The sequence below is a fragment of the Leclercia sp. EC_58 genome (assembly GCF_019584355.1).
Lineage (GTDB): Bacteria > Pseudomonadota > Gammaproteobacteria > Enterobacterales > Enterobacteriaceae > Enterobacter.
The window spans coordinates 1,235,044-1,254,615 of record NZ_VDAM01000001.1; the positions used below are offsets into that span (position 1 = coordinate 1,235,044).

Consider the following 19,572-nt stretch of genomic DNA (forward strand, 5'->3'; position numbering starts at 1 on the left):
CCCGGGGATTTCTTCGCTTGCCGCCTTGATGCATCTTGAATGATTTTGTGTATATGCGACAAATGCTACACGTGATTTATGCTGCAAAAACGATAACTGTTAAAGCGTCATCTCGTATAGAGGTATAGCTTTGGGTAATATGTGCCGAAATTTGCCGAGTCTGGAGAATTGCAATGCGTGGTGATTTTTACAAACAGTTAAACAGTGACCTGGAAACCGCGCGGGCGGAAGGGTTGTTCAAAGAAGAGCGAATCATTACCTCCGCTCAGCAGGCAGATATCACCGTTGCCGACGGCAGCCAGGTGATTAACTTCTGTGCCAACAACTACCTGGGTCTTGCGAATCACCCTGAGCTGATTGCCGCGGCGAAGGCGGGCATGGACACCCACGGTTTTGGCATGGCCTCCGTGCGTTTCATCTGCGGTACCCAGGACAGCCATAAGGCGCTGGAGAGCAAGCTGGCCGCCTTCCTCGGAATGGAAGATGCCATTCTGTACTCCTCCTGCTTTGACGCCAACGGCGGTCTGTTTGAGACCCTGCTCGGCGCGGAAGATGCCATTATCTCCGACGCCCTGAACCACGCTTCCATCATCGACGGCGTGCGTCTGTGCAAAGCGAAGCGTTTCCGCTACGCCAACAACGACATGGTTGAGCTGGAAGCCCGTCTGAAAGAGGCCCGCGAGGCTGGCGCGCGTCATGTGCTGATCGCCACCGACGGCGTCTTCTCGATGGACGGCGTGATCGCCAACCTGAAAGGCGTCTGCGACTTGGCGGACAAATACGATGCGCTGGTGATGGTCGACGACTCCCACGCCGTCGGCTTTGTCGGCGAAAACGGTCGCGGCTCCCACGAATACTGCGACGTCATGGGCCGCGTGGACATCATCACCGGTACGCTGGGTAAAGCGCTCGGTGGTGCCTCCGGCGGCTACACCGCCGCGCGTAAAGAGGTGGTGGAGTGGCTGCGTCAGCGTTCCCGTCCGTACCTGTTCTCTAACTCCCTGGCGCCAGCCATCGTTTCCGCCTCCATTAAAGTGCTGGAGATGGTGGAGTCCGGCGCCGATCTGCGCGACAAACTGTGGGCCAACGCCCGTCTGTTCCGCGAAAAAATGACCGCCGCAGGCTTTACCCTGGCCGGTGCCGATCACGCCATTATCCCGGTGATGTTGGGCGATGCCGTCGTGGCGCAGAACTTTGCCCGTGAGCTGCAGAAAGAGGGGATTTACGTCACCGGTTTCTTCTTCCCGGTGGTGCCAAAAGGTCAGGCGCGTATCCGCACCCAGATGTCTGCGGCGCATTCCCCTGAACAAATTGAGCGTGCGGTGGAAGCCTTTACCCGCATCGGCAAACAACTGGGCGTGATTGCCTGAGGACGCATAATGAAAGCATTATCCAAACTGAAAGCGGAAGAAGGCATCTGGATGACCGACGTTCCAGAGCCGGAAGTCGGTCATAACGATCTGCTGATTAAAATCCGTAAAACCGCCATCTGCGGTACTGACGTGCACATCTACAACTGGGACCAGTGGTCGCAGAAGACCATCCCTGTGCCGATGGTCGTCGGTCATGAATATGTTGGCGAAGTGGTAGGCATTGGCCAGGAAGTAAAAGGCTTCAAAATTGGCGATCGCGTCTCTGGCGAAGGCCATATCACCTGCGGCCACTGCCGTAACTGCCGCGGTGGCCGTACCCACCTGTGCCGCAACACCGTGGGCGTGGGCGTCAACCGTCCGGGCTGCTTCGCAGAATACCTGGTGATCCCGGCGTTCAACGCCTTCAAAATCCCGGACAACATCTCTGACGATCTCGCCTCCATCTTCGACCCGTTCGGTAATGCGGTACACACCGCGCTCTCCTTCGACCTGGTAGGCGAAGACGTGCTGGTGTCTGGTGCAGGTCCAATCGGCATCATGGCAGCAGCCGTGGCGAAGCACGTCGGTGCGCGTAACGTGGTGATCACCGACGTGAACGAATACCGTCTGTCGCTGGCGCGTAAAATGGGCGTTACCCGTGCGGTGGATGTCTCTAAAGAGAGCCTGAACGACGTGATGGAAGAGCTGGGCATGACCGAAGGCTTTGACGTCGGTCTGGAGATGTCCGGTGCGCCACCGGCGTTCCGCACCATGCTCGACACCATGAACCACGGTGGCCGAATCGCGATGCTGGGTATTCCGCCGTCGGATATGTCCATCGACTGGAACAAAGTGATCTTCAAGGGGCTATTCATCAAAGGTATTTATGGCCGTGAGATGTTCGAAACCTGGTACAAGATGGCGGCACTGATCCAGTCGGGTCTGGATCTCTCTCCGATTATTACCCATCGTTTCTCCATCGATGAGTTCCAGCAGGGCTTTGACGCGATGCGTTCAGGTCAGTCCGGGAAAGTTATCCTGAGCTGGAATTAAGTAAAAAAGCGCCTGCGGGCGCTTTTTTTCGCTGGTCTCACGTTTTTACGTCCACAAACGGATTGATACTAACTTTTCTTCGCTTTTTTCGCCCTGCGCTTATAGAGTTGGCTAAGGTTTACTTAACTTTACAGCGCATATGTTCAAGCTCACCGTTTGTTTGTTGACCTGTAATTCCGCCCGGTTGCTGCGTGAAGTGCTGCCTCCGTTGATCGTCGTCGCCGATGAAATCATTGTTCTCGACTCAGGCAGTCACGACGCCACATTAGCGATTTGCCAGGAGTATGGCATCACCCCTCATCACCACCCCTATGCCATGCATGGCGTACAGATGAATCACGCCATCGATCTGGCGAGCAATGACTGGGTGTTATGCATGGATAGCGATGAAATTCTGGATGCGGAGACCGTGGATTTTATCCTGCGTCTGAAGGCGGGTGATGAACCCCACCCACAGCTGGCATGGCGTATCGCCCGCTACTGGCATGTGCTGGGGGAAGAGGTGCGCACCATTTACCCTGTCTCCTCGCCTGATTTCCCGGTGCGGCTGTTTAACCGAACCCAGGCGCGTTTCAATCAGCGTCCGGTGGATGACAAAGTGGAAGGGGTGATCCAGTCGGCGAAAATTCCGGGCCGCGTTCGCCACGATACCTTCTATTCCCTGCATGAAGTATTCAACAAGCTCAACAGCTACACCAGCCGGCTGGTGAAGTACCAGCCCGTAAGGCCGTCGATAGCCCGTGGCGTCATCAGCGCCATCGGCGCGTTCTTTAAGTGGTATCTGTTTAGCGGCGCGTGGCGTCAGGGGAGAGTGGGGGTGGTGACCGGTCTCTACGCTACCTTTTACAGCTTTCTGAAATATTTCAAAGCCTGGTACCAACACCAGGAGCAAAAAGCGTCCGCGGACAAAAAAAAGCCCGCGGACTCTCGTGTCATTGAGTAGGCCATCCCGCCTGAGGCGGGATTAGCTTTTCTTACCCCAGCCCTGCCACTGCAACTGAACATATTTCACCAGCGTGCTCTGGCTGATGCTTTCGCCAATCACCGAGAAGTACCGGGTGACGTAAACCGGCTCAGGCGGCTGCTTAGGCGCACAGAGCGTCACGCCCCGGAAAGGGTTACGCGGTTTTGTGCCAGGCGCAGCGCCAGCGGGCGGCGGACTGACCGGTCGGGAAGTATCCACCTGCGGCTCATTGAGCAGGCTGCTCGCGGGTACCAGGGTAATATCCGCAGGCAGGTTGGGCAGCATCTGCTGCAAGACGCGAACGGTGGACGGGTGAGGGTGTCCGATGGCGATAGCTGAACCCGATCGGCGGGCCACCTGCACGGCACGGTTAAACTGGAAGCGGATATCGGCTTCGTTTTGCGTGTCATCGAGAAACACTTTGCGCTTAATCACCTTCACGCCGGTGCCCTGCGCGGCGCGCATCGCCTGGCTGTTGCCAATGGTCATGCTGTCCAGGAAATAGAGGTTATAGCGCGCCAGCGACTGCATCACTTTCTGCATGCCAAACAGGCTGGAGGTCATGGCGCTGCCCATATGGTTATTCAGTCCTACGGCGTAGGGGACTTTGCCATAGGCTTCGCGGATGATGCGCTCGATCTCGTCGCTGGTCATCTCCGGGCGCAGCGTATCTTTTTCCAGCGGCTGTTTACTGAGCGGCGCCATGGGCAGGTGGATCAGCACTTCATGCCCGCTGTTATGGGCTTTGGTGGCCATTTCATGCGCATGAGGCGCGTTCGGCAGGACGGCGACAGAGATGGCGGAGGGCATCGCCAGGACCTGATTTTCTGTGTGTGGACGATAACCGAAGTCATCGATAACGATAGCGAGTTTACCTGCGTAAACCGGCATCGCCAGCGCCAGTGCGCTGACGAGGGGAAAAACCATACGACGAAATTGAAGCAAAACTTATCTTCCCAACCACGGCTGTGGATTGACCGCCTGACCCTGGCGACGAATCTCGAAATAGAGTGACGGGCGGCCCTGACCGCCACTGCTGCCCACAAGGGCGATAGCCTGACCGGCCCGCACCTGGGTACCAACGCTGACCAGCGCGCTCTGGTTGTAGCCGTAAAGACTCATGTCGCCTTTACCGTGCTCTACCACCACCACCAGGCCGTAGCCCTGTAGCCAGTCGGCGAGGATCACCCGGCCATCGGCGATAGCTTTGACTTCGCTGCCTTCCGATGCGCCGATCACAATCCCCTTCCAACGTAGCTCACCCTGCAGCTGTTCGCCATAGCGATGCAGAATAGAACCGCGTACCGGCCAGTAGGCCTGGCCGCGCGGTGAGCCTAAGCCGCCGGTGCGGGACATCAGCGAACGTTCGTTTTCGGTCGGTTTATAGGTGGTGCCTTTGCGGGAGGCTTCCTGCTGCTTGTCACGCACGGCCTGCGCTTCGCGGGCCTCTCTTTCGGCGCGCGCTTTCGCTGCCGCCTCTGCACGGGCGATGCTGTTGCGCAATTTCGATTCGTTAGCGCGCATTTCGCTCAGCTGGCTCTGACCTTCCTGAATGGAGGATTCGAGACCGGCAAGGGTTTTCTTACGTTCGTTGCGCGCCTGCTCCAGCTTGGCTTGCTGCGCCTGCTGATCGTAGAGCAGGGTCTGCTGCTGGCTCTGTTTCTCTTCCAGCTCCGCTTTCTGCGTGGTGACCTCTTCGCGCGTCTGCTTCAGCTGGGCGATGGTCTCCTGACGGGACTGGTTGAGGTAACCGAAATAGGCCTGCAGGCGCTGCCCGCGCTGGCTCTCTTCGCCGCTGAGGATCAGCTGAACGCCGGTGTGTTCACCCTGGCGAAAAGCTGCATCTAACTGCGCCGCAAGGTTGCGCTCCTGAGCCGCGCGCTGGCGCTCAAGTTTGGCGATAGACGCATTCATCTCGTCTATTTGTTTATTGAGCTGGGCGAGGGTGTTCTGGGTTTCACGTAGCTGACGTGCGGCCGCGGAGATGGCCTCTTCCTGCTTTTTGAGTTGCGCAAGCAGCGACGAGCGTTGCTGCTGCTGTTGGCGTACCGCCCGCTCTTTAGCGGCGATATCCGCCTGAATGCTTTTGAGCTGATCGCGCTCGTCCGCCTGGGCGGATGCCGCGCACAACAATACGCCAGCGCTGAGTGCGCTGGCGTACAGTAAAGGCCTGACTGATAACCGTAACGGCTTCACGACCCATGTGAATGAAACAATCGCCTTTCCCCTCATGGGGAGGGATTATTCCACGATGAACAGCGGCTTGCCAGTCATCTCTTGCGGGATTTCCATGCCCATCAGGGTCAGCATGGTCGGGGCGATGTCCGAAAGCTTACCGCCATCAACGGATTTCACGGTTTTATCACCGACATAAATCAGTGGTACCGGCAGGTTAGTATGCGCGGTATGCGCCTGGCCGGTGGCCGGATCGCGCATCTGCTCGGCGTTACCGTGGTCAGCGGTGATCAGCATCTGGCCGCCTGCGGCTTCCACCGCTTTGGTAACCTGTTCAATGCACAGATCCAGCGCTTCAATGGCTTTGATTGCCGCTTCCATTACGCCGGTATGGCCCACCATGTCGCCGTTCGGGTAGTTACAGATGATGGCGTCGTATTTACCGCTTTCGATAGCAGCAACCAGCTTCTCGGTCAGCTCGGCGGAGCTCATCTCTGGCTGCAGATCGTAGGTCGCCACTTTCGGGGAGTTGATCAGAATGCGGTCTTCGCCTTTGAAGGACTCTTCCACGCCGCCGTTAAAGAAGAAGGTAACGTGGGCATATTTTTCGGTTTCGGAGATGCGCAGCTGAGTCTTGTCGTGCTTCGCCATCCACTCGCCGAAGGTATTCGCCAGGGAAGAGGGCGGATAAGCGCATGGTGCTTTAATGTCGGCGGCATATTCGGTCAGCATCACAAAATCGCCGAGCTTAACCTCTTTTTTACGGGCGAAGCCGTCGAAGTCAGCGTTGACGAAGGCACGGGTGATTTCGCGGGCGCGGTCAGCGCGGAAGTTCATGAAAATCAGCGCATCGCCATCTTCCATTGCGGCATCGGCCTGGCCTTCAGCACGGATCACGGTCGCTTTCACGAATTCGTCGTTTTCATCGCGGGCATATGCGGCTGCCAGTGCGGCAACGGCGGTATCTGCCTGGAACTCGCCTTTGGCTTCTACCAGCAGATTGTAGGCCTGCTCTACGCGATCCCAACGGTTGTCGCGGTCCATGGCGTAGTAGCGGCCAATGATAGAGGCTACGCGGCCTTTGCCCAGCGCGGCAAACTTCTCTTCAAAGGCTTTCAGGGAGGATTCAGCGCTGCGTGGTGGGGTATCGCGGCCATCCAGGAAGGCGTGCAGATAGATTTTGTCTGCCCCTTTCTCTGCTGCCAGCTCCACCATCGCCATGATGTGATCTTCATGGCTGTGAACGCCGCCCGCGGAGAGCAGACCCATAATATGCACCGCTTTGCCTGCGGCGGCTGCTTTCTCAACCGCACCAGTCAGCACCGGGTTAGCAAAGAAGGTACGTTCTTTAATTTCAACATCCAGGCGGGTCAGGTCCTGATAAACAATGCGGCCTGCGCCCAGGTTGACGTGTCCAACTTCGGAGTTGCCCATCTGGCGATCGGGCAGACCCACTTCCAGGCCGGACGCATCAATCAGGGTGTGTGGACGTTTTGCCCACAGCGCATCCATGACCGGGGTTTTAGCGTTGAAAATGGCGTTATCCTGCTGATCTTCGCGATAGCCATAGCCGTCAAGAATCACCAGTACCATAGGTTTTTTAGAAACCGACATTGCGACAACCTCTTTGCTCAAAAGACAAAAAATTTGCGTAATTTTACTACAGCTGAATCGATCAAATAGCCGCAGAAGATCAAAGAAACCGCAGGGGTAGGGCTAAGGTTAGGCCATTTTTGGTCTTTTTTTTCGTGGCAGTACGCAGAAAATGGATTAGCTTATTGTCGCTGGCTGTATTTGCCACAACGCACAGGTATACTCCTGTCCTGGTTTTTTATTCACTCAGTCGGGAGTCGTTACCCCCCATGCAAGAAATTATGCAATTTGTCAGCCGCCACCCCATACTTTGTATCGCGTGGATTGGTCTACTGGCGGCAGTACTTTTCACCACGTTCAAAGGCCTTACCTCGAAAGTGAAGGTGATCAACCGCGGCGAAGCAACGCGTCTTATCAACAAAGAAGATGCAGTGGTTGTCGATCTGCGTCAGCGCGATGATTTCCGCAAAGGCCATATTGCAGGGGCGATTAACCTGCTGCCGACCGACATTAAAGCTAATAACCTTGGCGAACTGGAAAAGCACAAAGATAAACCGATTATCGTCGTTGACGGCACCGGTATGCAGGCTCAGGAGCCCGCAAACACGCTCGTCAAAGCTGGCTTTGAGAAAGTCACTATCCTGAAGGACGGTATCTCTGGCTGGAGCGGCGAGAATCTGCCTCTGGTTCGCGGTAAGTAAACAGGAGTCTGAACATGGCCAATATCGAGATCTACACCAAAGCGACCTGTCCGTTCTGCCATCGTGCAAAAGCGCTGCTGGACAGCAAAGGCGTTACCTTCCAGGAACTGCCGATTGATGGCGACGCTGCAAAGCGTGAAGAGATGATTAAACGTAGTGGCCGTACGACGGTTCCGCAGATTTTTATCGATGCGCAGCACATTGGTGGCTGTGATGACTTGTATGCGCTTGACGCGCGTGGTGGACTCGATCCGCTGCTGCGCTAAGGCGTTTTAGGACAATTAAAAAGGGCTTTTCCATGTCAGAACAAAATAATACCGAGATGACTTTCCAGATCCAGCGCATCTACACCAAAGATGTCTCCTACGAAGCACCTAATGCGCCGCACGTTTTCCAGAAAGACTGGCAGCCAGAGGTTAAACTTGATCTGGATACCGCTTCCACCCAGCTGGCGGAAGATGTGTATGAAGTCGTGCTGCGTGTTACCGTAACCGCCTCTCTGGGCGAAGAGACTGCATTCCTGTGCGAAGTACAGCAGGGCGGCATCTTCTCCATCGGCGGCATCGAAGGTAATCAGATGGCGCATTGCCTGGGTGCATACTGCCCGAACATCCTGTTCCCGTATGCCCGTGAATGCATCACCAGCCTGGTTTCCCGTGGTACGTTCCCGCAACTGAACCTTGCGCCGGTGAACTTCGATGCGCTGTTCATGAACTATCTGCAGCAGCAAGCTGGCGAAGGTACTGAACAACATCAGGATGCCTGATGAGTACTGTCAATGCGTCAATGACTGTGATCGGTGCCGGCTCTTACGGCACCGCTCTTGCTATTACTCTGGCAAGAAATGGACACGAAGTGGTCCTCTGGGGCCACGATCCCAAACATATCGCGACGTTAGAAGCCGATCGCTGCAACGTTGCGTTCCTCCCCGATGTGCCTTTCCCTGACTCACTGCATCTTGAAAGCGATCTGGCGACGGCGCTTGCCGCCAGCCGTAATATTCTGATCGTGGTGCCGAGCCACGTGTTTGGCCAGGTGCTGCGACAGATTAAACCGCTGATGCGTGACGATGCGCGCGTGGTCTGGGCGACTAAAGGGCTGGAAGCCGAAACCGGACGCCTGTTACAGGATGTCGCCCGCGAAGCGCTGGGCGATGCCATTCCGCTGGCGGTGATCTCCGGCCCGACCTTTGCAAAAGAGCTGGCGGCAGGGCTGCCGACGGCCATTTCACTGGCCTCGACCGATGAGACCTTCGCTGACGATCTGCAGCAGCTGCTGCACTGCGGTAAGAGCTTCCGCGTTTACAGCAACCCCGATTTTATCGGCGTACAGCTGGGCGGCGCGGTGAAGAACGTTATCGCTATCGGTGCGGGCATGTCCGACGGCATCGGCTTTGGCGCCAACGCACGTACCGCTCTGATCACCCGTGGTTTAACTGAAATGTCCCGTCTTGGCGCGGCGCTCGGTGCCGATCCGGCCACCTTTATGGGGATGGCAGGGTTAGGCGATCTGGTGCTGACCTGTACCGACAACCAGTCCCGTAACCGTCGTTTTGGCATGATGCTCGGTCAGGGAATGGATGTGATCGGCGCGCAGGAGAAGATCGGCCAGGTGGTGGAAGGCTACCGCAATACCAAAGAAGTCCGCGAGCTGGCACACCGCTTTGGTGTCGAAATGCCAATAACCGAGGAAATTTATCAGGTATTGTATTGCGGAAAAAATGCGCGCGAGGCAGCATTGACCTTATTAGGTCGCGCACGCAAGGACGAGCGTAGCAGCCGTTAACCGCAGGAAAGCGTTATCACCTGAATGACCCGGCCGGCAAAGAACTGGCCGGTCATTATTATTACGTCTGGAGTAAGCAATGCCGTGTGAAGAACTGGATATCGTCTGGAACAATATTAAAGCCGAAGCCCGGGCTCTGGCTGACTGTGAGCCCATGCTGGCCAGTTTCTACCACGCGACGCTACTCAAGCACGAAAATCTCGGCAGTGCCCTGAGCTATATGCTCGCCAACAAACTGGCTTCACCGATCATGCCGGCTATCGCCATCCGTGAAGTGGTGGAAGAGGCCTACGCGGCTGACCCGGAGATGATCGCCTCCGCCGCCTGCGATATACAGGCGGTACGCAACCGCGACCCGGCGGTGGATAAATACTCCACGCCATTACTCTATCTGAAAGGTTTCCACGCCCTGCAGTCCTACCGTATTGGCCACTGGCTGTGGAACGAAGGCCGCCGCGCGCTGGCCATCTTCCTGCAAAATCAGGTTTCGGTGAGTTTCCAGGTGGATATTCACCCGGCGGCGAAGATTGGCCGCGGCATCATGCTCGACCACGCGACAGGTATTGTAGTGGGTGAAACGGCGGTGATTGAAAACGACGTCTCAATCCTGCAATCCGTGACTCTGGGCGGTACCGGGAAAACCAGCGGCGACCGTCACCCGAAAATCCGTGAAGGGGTGATGATTGGCGCAGGCGCGAAGATCCTCGGCAATATCGAAGTCGGGCGCGGCGCGAAAATTGGCGCCGGTTCCGTAGTGCTGCAACCTGTGCCTCCGCATACCACTGCGGCTGGCGTTCCGGCGCGTATCGTCGGCAAGCCAGACAGCGACAAGCCAGCGATGGATATGGATCAGTTCTTCAACGGCATCCACCATACCTTTGAGTATGGCGACGGGATTTAACCTGTTGGTCCGGTAGCGCTGCGCTTACCGGGCATTACCGGATGGCGACTCAAGCCTCTTATCCGGCCTGGCGTAATATCGCGCCAGGGTATTCCAGCTGGCGCCAGGCCTCATACACCACGACCGACACCGCGTTCGACAGGTTCATGCTGCGGCTGTCCGGCATCATCGGAATACGAATTTTTTGTTCAGCGGGCAGGGCATCAAGAATGGTGGCCGGCAGGCCGCGCGTTTCCGGGCCAAAAAGCAGATAATCCCCTTTCTGATAGCTCACGGCGCTGTGGGCAGGCGTGCCTTTTGTCGTCAGGGCAAAGATCCGCTCCGGCTTTTCCGCGTCCATAAATGCAGCCAGGTCCTTATGGCGCACCACGGCGGTGAATTCGTGGTAATCCAGCCCGGCGCGGCGCAGGCGCTTGTCGTCCCACGTAAAGCCCATTGGCTCGATGATGTGCAGACGGAACCCGGTATTGGCGCACAGGCGGATGATGTTGCCGGTATTAGGTGGAATTTCTGGTTCGAATAGAACGATGTTAAGCATGCTGCCCCCTTAAATAGCGCGGGCAGAATATCATCCCCTCTCCCCTTTGGGGAGAGGGTCAGGGTGAGGGGATCAGACCGCACTCATCTAAGCTGCGTTCCCCTGCGCCAGCGGCGCCAGCCCGGCAGGGAGCTTACTCAACTCCTGCACCAGCATCTCCTTGCTGATTTCCGGGATGGTTTTCGCGCCGGTCAGCGTCATCGCCACCTTCATCTCTTTCTCGATCAGGTTGAGCAGATTGGCGACGCCTGCCTGGCCGTGGGTCGCCAGCGCATACAGATAGGCGCGGCCCAGCAGGACGGTGTCGGCCCCGAGGGCAATCATACGTACCACGTCCAGGCCGTTGCGGATGCCGGAGTCCGCCAGAATCGCGATATCGCCCTTAACCGCATCGGCAATGGCGGGCAGGGCGCGGGCGGAGGAGAGCACGCCGTCGAGCTGGCGGCCGCCGTGGTTCGACACCACAATCCCGTCGGCGCCGAAACGCACCGCATCGCGGGCATCTTCCGGATCAAGGATCCCTTTGATCACCATCGGGCCATCCCAGAACTCGCGGATCCACTCCAGGTCTTTCCACGAGATGGACGGATCGAAGTTATTAGCCAGCCAGCCAATGTAATCTTCCAGCCCCGTCGGTTTACCCAGATAGGTGGAGATATTCCCCAGATCGTGCGGGCGACCGTTAAGCCCCACATCCCACGCCCATTGCGGATGCGTTACCGCCTGCCAGTAGCGGCGTATCGCCGCATTGGCGCCGCTCATCCCGGAGTGCGCATCGCGATAGCGTGCGCCGGGGGTCGGCATGTCTACGGTAAAGACCAGGGTGGAACAGCCCGCCGCTTTCGCGCGCTCCAGGGCGTTACGCATAAAGCCGCGATCGCGCAGGACGTAGAGCTGGAACCACATCGGGCGCTTGATGGTCGGAGCGACTTCTTCAATCGGGCAGACGGAGACGGTTGAAAGCGTAAACGGAATGCCTTTCGCATCGGCGGCGGCGGCGGCCTGCACTTCACCCCGGCGGGCGTACATGCCGCACAGCCCGACCGGGGCGAGGGCGACCGGCATGGAGAGCGTTTCATTGAACAGCTTCGTCTCAAGACTCAGGTCGGACATATTCTTCAGCACGCGCTGGCGCAGGGCCACTTCCGACAGGTCTTCCACGTTGCGACGCAGGGTGTACTCGGAATAGGCCCCTCCATCGATATAGTGAAACAGGAACGGTGGCAGGATGCGCTGGGCGGCGGCGCGATAGTCACTGGCTGCGGAAATGATCATCAGTTCTTCTCCCTGGAAATAACGGTATCGCCCGGCAGACGGGTGATACGCGCCTGCCGGGCCTGATCTTCATCAAATTGTTTAATGGTGGTGTGGACGAAGCCCAGATGCGCCATCATCGCGGCGCGTGCGGCTTCGGCATCACCTGCCAGAATGGCGTTGAGGACCGCTTCGTGCTGCTCGGTCAGCCGGGCAAAAACCGGCGGCACCAGATACATGCGCTGGCGGCTCTGCTTTACGGACGATTGCAGCAGGTCGAAGAAGCCGCGCATGGTCTGGAGCAACACGACGTTGTGTGAGGCCTCGGCAATGGCCAGATGAAACCGGACGTCTGCCTGCGAGGCGATATCCGGATCGCTGCTTTGCGTGGCCTCGAAACAGGCTTTGAGCTTCTCTTTATCCGCTTCGGTTGCCCGCATAGCCGCATGCCAGGCGGTGCTGGTTTCTATGGCGTGGCGGGCTTCGAGGATGTCAAAGCTGTAGTCCGGGTCGTTCTCCATCAGAGTTTTCAATGGCTGAACAATGTTCTGCCCGGACCAGTCATCGTCCTGCCAGCGCACAAAGGTGCCGCCACCGCGACGGCTCACCAGCACCCCTTCGCTGACCAGGGTCGCCAGGGCTTCGCGCAGCGAGTTACGCGATACGCCAAGCCGGGCAGCAAGCTGGCGTTCGGCGGGCAACTTCATGCCCGCTTCCAGCTGCATCTCTTCAATCAGCGCCCGCACGCGAGTAGCAATCTCGTCGGACAGGCGTCTGGGCATCACTATCATGGGATCATCCAGGTTAAGACATAGGCCTGCAGGGTGGTGATGACCCCGACCATGCAGGTAAATATCAGGCTGTGTTTAACGGTAAAGCGGAACAGATCCGACTCTTTCCCCACCAGGCCTACCGCCGCACAGGCAATGGCAATGGACTGCGGGGAGATCATCTTGCCGGTGACGCCGCCGGTGGTGTTGGCCGCCACCAGCAGAACATCCGACACGCCAATCTGCTGCGCGGCGGTCGCCTGCAGGGCCGCGAACAGGGCGTTCGATGAAGTATCTGACCCGGTCAGGAACACTCCCAGCCAGCCGAGGAACGGCGAGAAGAAGGTGAAGGCTGAACCGGTATGGGCCAGCGCCAGGGCCAGCGTTGATGACAGGCCGGAGTAGTTCGAGATAAAGGCGAACGCCAGCACCATGCCGATGGAGTAGATCGGCAGCATCAGCTCTTTGATGGTTGCGGCAAAAGTCTGCACCGCGGCAACAGGCTTCATGCGCAGCCACACCACGGAAAGGAGGGCGGCAAACAGAATGGCGGTACCGGTGGCCGAGAACCAGTCGAACTTGAACACCGCGGCATACGGCGTGGCGTCATGTACCACCGGCGGCATACGGGCAACCATCTTGTCGAGGAACGGCACGGAGATATTGACCACCATGTCATACAGCGCGCCGTTCGGAGCGAACAGGGCTTTAAACGGTGGGATACTCCACAGCGTCACGGTCGCGGTCAGGAACAGGAACGGCGACCACGCGCGGACGATTTGTCCTGCGGTATAGCCCGTGCGGGCCAGGGTCTGATCCACGTGCGATGCGCCCATGTCGGCAAAGCGGAAGATACGCACCGGCTGCCAGCGTTTCAGGAACAGCGTCAGACAGACGAGAGAGACCAGGGAAGAGATAATGTCCGGCAGTTCCGGGCCAAGGAAGTTAGAGCTCAGGTACTGGGCGATGGCGAACGAGCCACCCGCGACCATCACCGCAGGCCAGGTCTCTTTAATGCCGCGCCAGCCGTCCATAATCGCCATGATCCAGAACAGCACGATAATGGTCAGGAACGGCAGCTGACGGCCCACCATCTGACCGATCTCGAAGCTGTCCAGCCCGGTTACCTGCCCGGCCACCAGAATCGGAATACCCATCGCACCAAACGCCACCGGCGCGGTGTTGACGATCAGGCACAGACCCGCGGCATAGAGCGGATTGAAGCCAAGACCGACCAGCAGCGCGGCGGTGATCGCCACCGGCGCACCGAATCCGGCAGCCCCTTCCAGGAACGCGCCGAAAGAGAAGCCGACAATCAGCATCTGCAGGCGCTGGTCCGGGGTGATGGAGAGGATCGACGAGCGGATAATGTCGAACTGCCCGGTCTTCACCGAGATTTTATAGACAAAGACCGCCGCAATGATGATCCAGGCGATGGGCCACAGACCGTAGAAGAAGCCATACACCACCGAGGCCAGGGCGCGATCCACCGGCATTTTGTAGAAGAACAGCGCTACCAGCAGGGCGATGGCAACGGTGTACGTCGCGGCAAGGTAGCCCTTCAGCTTGAGCTTAATCAGCGCGAAGAAGAAGAACAGAATAGGTAGCGAGGCGATCAGGCTTGATAGCCAGATATTTCCTGCCGGATCGTAGTTTTGTTGCCAGAGGCTCATTGCAGGTCTCCTGAGGACCACACCTTCTGCGAGGCGGTGAGTCTGTGCTCATCTCTGCGTCACATTATGTGTAAAAGTGGTCCTGCCAATAGTGTGATGTAGGGTTAATGACAATAAATGGTTAACCAAATGTTATTGGTCGGCAATGTGTTTGTGAGCGAAGTTTATAGAAATGTGAACCGGGGAAGGGTTGCTTAGTGAATTGGTAGGGCCAATATGGAGAGGGAGAAAGCGGTAGGCCGGGTCAGCATCGCGCCACCCGGCAAAAAATCAGAATTCGGTCTTACTGAAACCCGTCATCTCTTTCAGACCCATTTCACGGCCCAGCTCGGTCATCGGATGGACAACCACCAGGCCGCGCACGCTTTTCTTCAGCTTGCCCATATCGGCCTGTTCTTTCTTGGTGATCGCACGGCGGAACGGCAGCTTAGTGAGCTTTTGCGCCTCTTTGCTCAGCTTCTGGCTGTGCACGCTGCGCAGACGTTCGATCTCGGTTTCCAGCGTCGCTTTCTCTTTTTCCAGTTCGGCGTACTTCTCTGCGGCATCAACCAGAGAGAGGCTGGCCTGCTGGTGGCGGATCAGATCCAGACGATCGCTCAGACGTTTAATTTCACTCTTTTCGACTTCTTTCATAACAAATGGCTCTAAAAACAGGGGGAATTACCACAAAGGATACACGAATGTGCGCAGGCTTACTTCTGAAACGCTTTTTTTAAGCTGATTCGGGAAATCAGCTCGGTCAGGGAGAGTACCATGGTAGAGCGAACAATCTGCTGATAACGCTGTTTCTGCATGGCGTACAGTTCAGGATCGCTGGTATCAAAATGCGGGGCCGGGGGCAGGGCTGTAACGCAATGCAGCTCGCCCAGCGGGCCGAGGATCTCGTCGTCGGTAAACGAATAGTCGTTGCCGTCGTGATTGAGCTCCTCGCGCAACGCCATCAGCAGTTCCGCATCTTCATACTCGTGACGGCTGATGACGCCCAGGCCATAGATCAGTTTCAGACGTACAGATAAATCGCCCAAGGGGCCGTCACCGTCGAGCAACGGTTCAACTGCGTATTTCACTGCGTAGTCGTCTTTGCGAAACACCTGAAGCACCAGGATATTCACCGCCTCGGTTAATAACTCGACGGCGGATATCAGGAAACTTCGAACGGTTTTGCCAGCATTCAGACGCTCCAGCACACGGTTTTCAAAGGCCTGGGTTTGTTCCATTATTGCCTGCATATCTGACAAACTATATTCCGGGCGCAGGATGACCTGCGCCAGTTCCTGCATCATTTGGTTGTGTTATATACGTTCACCGCCTCCACAACCACGTCGCTGTTGGCATCCAGACCGGATACCTGCGCCAGCGCGGCCTGTGGACCTTTCTCAGCAATCAACTGCGCCAGCTCCTGCGCCTGCGGATCTTCTTCGCTGCGGTAGTGCATCGCGGCAGCAATGCCTTTGACCAGGTTGGCGTGCGGCAGACCATATTCCAGGGTGCCGAGCAGCGGCTTAATCAGGCGATCGCCCGCACTCAGTTTGCGCAGCGGCTGACGGCCAACGCGCTCAACGTCATCTTTCAGATACGGGTTTTCAAAACGACCGAGGATTTTCTGAATGTATGCCGCATGCTTATCGGCATCAAAACCGTAGCGTTTAATCAATACCGCGCCGCTCTCATCCATTGCACCTTTTACCACGGCGCGGACCTTCTCATCGAGAATGGCGTCACGAATGGTCTGATGACCGGCTAATTTACCGAGGTAGGCGGTTATAGCATGCCCGGTGTTCAGCGTGAAGAGCTTACGTTCGACAAATGCCATCAGGTTATCAGTTAATTCCATGCCAGCAATGTCAGGCAGTGGGCCTTTAAACTGGGTTTTATCGACAATCCATTCGCTGAAGGTCTCGACGGTCACTTCCAGCGGATCGTGAGTGGCAGAGGCGGACGGTGGCACAATACGGTCTACGGCGGAATCAACAAAGCCAACGTGCTCTTCAACCCAGGCTTTATCTTCATCGGCTACCGCGGCCATCACGTGGCCTTTCAGCTGGCTGGTACCGCGCACCATGTTTTCACAGGCGATGATGTTCAGCGGGGCGTCGTTACCCTGGACCTTACGTTTGGCCAGACCTTTCGCCACCGCTGGCGCGATGCGCTCCAGCACCACCGGACCGACGGCGGTCGTCACCAGGTCAACCCCGGCAATCAGGTCGATAACGTCGTCGCCAATGCTGCTGACCGCGTTGACGCCGGTCACGGTTTCAACCTGCTCGTTTTCGCCAACTACATGCACCTGATAGCTATGACGTGCATTCAGGGCATCAAGTACCGTCTGATTGACATCGGCGAATGTCAGCGTAATGCCCGCGTCTGCCAGCAGTTTGCCGATAAAGCCACGACCGATGTTACCTGCGCCAAAATGTAATGCTTTCATAGTATTAACCTTCATCAATGTTTTTACCCGAGAGGGCTGGGGTGAGGAACCACGCGAATTTCCCCTCACCCTAGCCCTCTCCCCAACGGGGAGAGGGAGGTTTGCTTAACTTACTTGTTCAGCAGCGCCAGAACTTCTTCTACGCTGGTGGTGTTAGCCAGACGTTCGATAACACTCTCATCGTCCAGGGCATTGGTCAGGCTGGTAATCACCTGAATGTGCTCGTTGTTACGGGCCGCGATACCAATTACCAGACGGGCGATGTCATCTTCTTCTTCACCGAAGCGCACGCCTGCCGGGTACTGACAGAACACCACGCCGGTTTTCAGAACGCGATCTTTCGCTTCAACCGTACCGTGCGGTACCGCAATGGATTCGCCCAGGTAGGTCGGGGTCAGTTTTTCACGTTCCAGCATCGCATCAACATATTCTGGCTGAACGTAGCCGCCTTTCACCAGCTGCTCACCGGCAAAGCGAATCGCTTCTTCTTTATTGCTCGCGGTACGGCCAAGGAAGATGTTCTCTGCACCCAGACGGAACAGGTGGCTGTTGCTCTCATCGAAGCTGTCCTGCAGGCTGGTACGCACTTTCACTTCGTTTTCTTCGTGACGCTGTGCCGCCACCAGGCGTTCGGTCAGGCTGGTATAGAGGCCGCTGTCGAGGAAGTTGGTCAGCGAAATGTGCTGCGCCTGCGGTACCTGGCGCATCGCACGCTCGGTCAGGTCACGGTGGGTGATGACCAGGTCAACATCCGGCGGCAGGCTGTTAATGGCGCTGTTGGTAACGGAGATCTGAGACAGACCGGCATCCGCCACTTTCTTACGCAGTACGCCTGCACCCATGGCGCTGGAGCCCATACCGGCGTCGCAGGCAACGATGATTTTACGTACGTGGCTCAGGTCGTTAGAGACATCGCCCGCAGCCAGCGGCGTTGCGCCTTTAGACTGGGCTTTCATGTCCTGCATACGACGGGTTGCCGCTTCGATATCGTCTTCTTCTTTCACTTTGCTGGTTTTCAGCAGGATAGACGCCACGATGAAGGAGACCGCCATAGCTGCAAAGATTGCCGCGAGGTTAGCGAAGTAAGCACCTTTCGGGGTCATCGCCAGTACTGCCAGGATAGAACCCGGAGAGGCTGGAGAAACCAGACCGCCACCCAGCACGCTCAGGGTGAACACACCGGTCATACCGCCGAGGATAACGGCGAGGATCAGACGTGGGTTCATCAGCACGTACGGGAAGTAAATTTCGTGGATACCGCCCAGGAAGTGGATGATTGCCGCACCGCCCGCAGACTGTTTCGCACTGCCACGACCGAAGAAGATGTACGCCAGCAGGATACCCATACCTGGACCCGGGTTCGCTTCAATCAGGAAGAAGATAGACTTGCCGAGGTCATGAGACTGCTGAATACCCAGCGGTGAGAAGATACCGTGGTTGATGGCGTTGTTAAGGAACAGGATTTTCGCCGGTTCAACAAAGATGGACGCCAACGGCAGCATGTCGTGGGCAACCATGAAGTTCACGCCCGCCGCCAGCAGTTTGGAGAGCACTTCAACAGCCGGACCAATGCCGAGGAACGCCAGAATCGCCAGGATCATACCGATGATGCCGGCAGAGAAGTTGTTCACCAGCATTTCGAAGCCGGATTTGATCTTGCCATCAACCCAGACGTCAAATTTCTTAATTGCCCAGCCGCCCAGTGGACCGGCAATCATTGCGCCGAGGAACATCGGCATATCCGCACCGACAATAACACCCATGGTGGTGATAGCACCGACCACGCCGCCACGGTCACCGCCAACCAGACGACCACCGGTATAACCGATGAGCAGCGGCAGCAGATAGGTGATCATTGGGCCTACAAGTTTCGCCAGCGTTTCGTTAGGCAACCACCCTGTCGGAATAAATAACGCGGTGATAATACCCCACGCGATAAACGCGCCGATATTTGGCATCACCATGTTGCTGAGGAAACGACCAAAGCTTTGAACTTTGATCTTGAAATCGGATGACATAAAACACCCCTTCTTTTTGTTTACGCAGGCCTTCGGCCCGAGGTTTGTTGTGAATGCGGCGGCAGAGGTAGCCTGCACTGTTCTGATGTCGTGAAATCTGGCACTTAATTGTTTCACTGTCCAGATGGGCAAAATTTATGTGATCTAAGTCACGTAAATGTAGGGGGTGTGGTGAAGAATGACGTGATGGATATCACAAAATTGACGTGTAAGAAAAATACAATGGACATGAAAGCGGCAATTTAGCCCCTTAAATGTGAAGCAAATCACATTTCGAAGTCGCGAGTTTGTTTCTGGAGTGTGATCAAAACCACAAAATATTTTTATGCGGATTTCTCTGGATGTGATCGCAGACAACTTCTGCTTT

Annotated in this window: 19 protein-coding genes; 8 read left to right on the top strand and 11 right to left on the bottom strand. The window is 56.8% G+C overall.

What is annotated here, in order from left to right:
• The first annotated feature begins 173 nt into the window (after window positions 1–173).
• The 3 genes from kbl to FHC51_RS06145 all read left to right on the top strand — a co-directional run bounded on the left by kbl (window position 174) and on the right by FHC51_RS06145 (window position 3,348).
• A complete protein-coding gene (gene kbl, locus FHC51_RS06135) occupies window positions 174–1,370 on the top strand; it encodes a glycine C-acetyltransferase (RefSeq protein WP_103824320.1) in 1,197 nt (398 codons plus the stop codon).
• 9 nt (window positions 1,371–1,379) lie between these two features.
• Entirely contained in the window at window positions 1,380–2,405 is a 1,026-nt protein-coding gene (tdh, locus tag FHC51_RS06140; protein WP_220435112.1) for an L-threonine 3-dehydrogenase, read from the top strand.
• A 139-nt stretch (window positions 2,406–2,544) separates the two neighbouring features.
• A complete protein-coding gene (locus FHC51_RS06145) occupies window positions 2,545–3,348 on the top strand; it encodes a glycosyltransferase family 2 protein (RefSeq protein ID WP_220435113.1) in 804 nt (267 codons plus the stop codon).
• 21 nt (window positions 3,349–3,369) lie between these two features.
• On the opposite strand, the gene FHC51_RS06150 is transcribed toward FHC51_RS06145, so the two are convergent.
• Genes FHC51_RS06150 through gpmM form a run of 3 tightly spaced genes read right to left on the bottom strand, consistent with a single transcriptional unit; the run spans window position 3,370 to window position 7,158 of the window.
• Window positions 3,370–4,314 (bottom strand): divergent polysaccharide deacetylase family protein, encoded by a 945-nt coding sequence (locus tag FHC51_RS06150; RefSeq protein ID WP_220435114.1) that lies wholly within the window; start codon window positions 4,312–4,314, stop codon window positions 3,370–3,372.
• A gap of 3 nt (window positions 4,315–4,317) precedes the next feature.
• On the bottom strand, window positions 4,318–5,601 hold the full coding sequence (gene envC, locus FHC51_RS06155) for a murein hydrolase activator EnvC (protein WP_103177735.1): 1,284 nt from the start codon (window positions 5,599–5,601) through the stop codon (window positions 4,318–4,320).
• A gap of 9 nt (window positions 5,602–5,610) precedes the next feature.
• Window positions 5,611–7,158 carry a 2,3-bisphosphoglycerate-independent phosphoglycerate mutase gene (gpmM, locus tag FHC51_RS06160; RefSeq protein ID WP_220435115.1) on the bottom strand — a complete coding sequence of 516 codons (1,548 nt, stop codon included), beginning with the start codon at window positions 7,156–7,158 and terminating at the stop codon, window positions 5,611–5,613.
• A 248-nt stretch (window positions 7,159–7,406) separates the two neighbouring features.
• Between gpmM and FHC51_RS06165 the strand changes: the two genes are divergently transcribed.
• From FHC51_RS06165 to cysE, 5 genes are all read left to right on the top strand, one after another.
• Window positions 7,407–7,838 carry a rhodanese-like domain-containing protein gene (locus tag FHC51_RS06165; RefSeq protein ID WP_220435116.1) on the top strand — a complete coding sequence of 144 codons (432 nt, stop codon included), beginning with the start codon at window positions 7,407–7,409 and terminating at the stop codon, window positions 7,836–7,838.
• A gap of 14 nt (window positions 7,839–7,852) precedes the next feature.
• Window positions 7,853–8,104, top strand: coding sequence for a glutaredoxin 3 (grxC, locus tag FHC51_RS06170; RefSeq protein WP_103177738.1), 252 nt, complete (start codon window positions 7,853–7,855; stop codon window positions 8,102–8,104).
• Between the two features lie 32 nt (window positions 8,105–8,136).
• Window positions 8,137–8,604: a protein-export chaperone SecB gene (gene secB, locus FHC51_RS06175; protein WP_032615746.1), complete on the top strand. Its 468-nt coding sequence runs from the start codon at window positions 8,137–8,139 to the stop codon at window positions 8,602–8,604.
• Complete coding sequence (gene gpsA / locus FHC51_RS06180) at window positions 8,604–9,623, top strand: NAD(P)H-dependent glycerol-3-phosphate dehydrogenase (RefSeq protein WP_156237466.1); 1,020 nt, start codon at window positions 8,604–8,606, stop codon at window positions 9,621–9,623. Before secB ends, gpsA begins: the two co-directional genes overlap by 1 nt.
• Window positions 9,624–9,702: 79 nt before the next feature.
• Entirely contained in the window at window positions 9,703–10,524 is an 822-nt protein-coding gene (cysE, locus tag FHC51_RS06185; RefSeq protein ID WP_103177740.1) for a serine O-acetyltransferase, read from the top strand.
• A 58-nt stretch (window positions 10,525–10,582) separates the two neighbouring features.
• Here cysE and trmL read toward each other — a convergent pair whose 3' ends face one another.
• The 8 genes from trmL to FHC51_RS06225 all read right to left on the bottom strand — a co-directional run bounded on the left by trmL (window position 10,583) and on the right by FHC51_RS06225 (window position 19,205).
• Window positions 10,583–11,062 carry a tRNA (uridine(34)/cytosine(34)/5-carboxymethylaminomethyluridine(34)-2'-O)-methyltransferase TrmL gene (gene trmL, locus FHC51_RS06190; RefSeq protein ID WP_220435117.1) on the bottom strand — a complete coding sequence of 160 codons (480 nt, stop codon included), beginning with the start codon at window positions 11,060–11,062 and terminating at the stop codon, window positions 10,583–10,585.
• An 87-nt stretch (window positions 11,063–11,149) separates the two neighbouring features.
• Window positions 11,150–12,337 (bottom strand): FMN-dependent L-lactate dehydrogenase LldD, encoded by a 1,188-nt coding sequence (gene lldD, locus FHC51_RS06195; protein WP_220435118.1) that lies wholly within the window; start codon window positions 12,335–12,337, stop codon window positions 11,150–11,152.
• Window positions 12,337–13,107 carry a transcriptional regulator LldR gene (gene lldR, locus FHC51_RS06200; protein ID WP_114316219.1) on the bottom strand — a complete coding sequence of 257 codons (771 nt, stop codon included), beginning with the start codon at window positions 13,105–13,107 and terminating at the stop codon, window positions 12,337–12,339. Before lldR ends, lldD begins: the two co-directional genes overlap by 1 nt.
• On the bottom strand, window positions 13,104–14,759 hold the full coding sequence (gene lldP / locus FHC51_RS06205) for an L-lactate permease (protein ID WP_220435119.1): 1,656 nt from the start codon (window positions 14,757–14,759) through the stop codon (window positions 13,104–13,106). Before lldP ends, lldR begins: the two co-directional genes overlap by 4 nt.
• 270 nt (window positions 14,760–15,029) lie before the next feature.
• Entirely contained in the window at window positions 15,030–15,392 is a 363-nt protein-coding gene (locus FHC51_RS06210) for a YibL family ribosome-associated protein (protein WP_103177745.1), read from the bottom strand.
• 59 nt (window positions 15,393–15,451) lie between these two features.
• Window positions 15,452–16,042, bottom strand: a complete 591-nt coding sequence (mtlR, locus tag FHC51_RS06215) for a mannitol operon repressor MtlR (protein ID WP_114316217.1) — start codon at window positions 16,040–16,042, stop codon at window positions 15,452–15,454.
• Window positions 16,039–17,187, bottom strand: coding sequence for a mannitol-1-phosphate 5-dehydrogenase (gene mtlD, locus FHC51_RS06220; RefSeq protein ID WP_220435120.1), 1,149 nt, complete (start codon window positions 17,185–17,187; stop codon window positions 16,039–16,041). Before mtlD ends, mtlR begins: the two co-directional genes overlap by 4 nt.
• 110 nt (window positions 17,188–17,297) lie before the next feature.
• Complete coding sequence (locus FHC51_RS06225) at window positions 17,298–19,205, bottom strand: PTS mannitol transporter subunit IICBA (protein WP_114316215.1); 1,908 nt, start codon at window positions 19,203–19,205, stop codon at window positions 17,298–17,300.
• Between the last annotated feature and the right edge of the window lie 367 nt (window positions 19,206–19,572).

Excerpts from the sequence above, each read along its gene's own strand:
- gpmM (WP_220435115.1), bottom strand. The coding sequence starts at position 7,158 with ATGTCGGTTTCTAAAAAACCTATGGTACTGGTGATTCTTGACGGCTAT.
- FHC51_RS06210 (WP_103177745.1), bottom strand. The coding sequence starts at position 15,392 with ATGAAAGAAGTCGAAAAGAGTGAAATTAAACGTCTGAGCGATCGTCTG.
- trmL (WP_220435117.1), bottom strand. The coding sequence starts at position 11,062 with ATGCTTAACATCGTTCTATTCGAACCAGAAATTCCACCTAATACCGGC.
- grxC (WP_103177738.1), top strand. The coding sequence starts at position 7,853 with ATGGCCAATATCGAGATCTACACCAAAGCGACCTGTCCGTTCTGCCAT.
- lldR (WP_114316219.1), bottom strand. The coding sequence starts at position 13,107 with ATGATAGTGATGCCCAGACGCCTGTCCGACGAGATTGCTACTCGCGTG.
- kbl (WP_103824320.1), top strand. The coding sequence starts at position 174 with ATGCGTGGTGATTTTTACAAACAGTTAAACAGTGACCTGGAAACCGCG.
- cysE (WP_103177740.1), top strand. The coding sequence starts at position 9,703 with ATGCCGTGTGAAGAACTGGATATCGTCTGGAACAATATTAAAGCCGAA.
- tdh (WP_220435112.1), top strand. The coding sequence starts at position 1,380 with ATGAAAGCATTATCCAAACTGAAAGCGGAAGAAGGCATCTGGATGACC.
- lldD (WP_220435118.1), bottom strand. The coding sequence starts at position 12,337 with ATGATCATTTCCGCAGCCAGTGACTATCGCGCCGCCGCCCAGCGCATC.
- gpsA (WP_156237466.1), top strand. The coding sequence starts at position 8,604 with ATGAGTACTGTCAATGCGTCAATGACTGTGATCGGTGCCGGCTCTTAC.
- envC (WP_103177735.1), bottom strand. The coding sequence starts at position 5,601 with ATGAGGGGAAAGGCGATTGTTTCATTCACATGGGTCGTGAAGCCGTTA.
- FHC51_RS06165 (WP_220435116.1), top strand. The coding sequence starts at position 7,407 with ATGCAAGAAATTATGCAATTTGTCAGCCGCCACCCCATACTTTGTATC.
- FHC51_RS06225 (WP_114316215.1), bottom strand. The coding sequence starts at position 19,205 with ATGTCATCCGATTTCAAGATCAAAGTTCAAAGCTTTGGTCGTTTCCTC.
- FHC51_RS06145 (WP_220435113.1), top strand. The coding sequence starts at position 2,545 with ATGTTCAAGCTCACCGTTTGTTTGTTGACCTGTAATTCCGCCCGGTTG.
- secB (WP_032615746.1), top strand. The coding sequence starts at position 8,137 with ATGTCAGAACAAAATAATACCGAGATGACTTTCCAGATCCAGCGCATC.
- mtlR (WP_114316217.1), bottom strand. The coding sequence starts at position 16,042 with ATGATGCAGGAACTGGCGCAGGTCATCCTGCGCCCGGAATATAGTTTG.
- mtlD (WP_220435120.1), bottom strand. The coding sequence starts at position 17,187 with ATGAAAGCATTACATTTTGGCGCAGGTAACATCGGTCGTGGCTTTATC.
- lldP (WP_220435119.1), bottom strand. The coding sequence starts at position 14,759 with ATGAGCCTCTGGCAACAAAACTACGATCCGGCAGGAAATATCTGGCTA.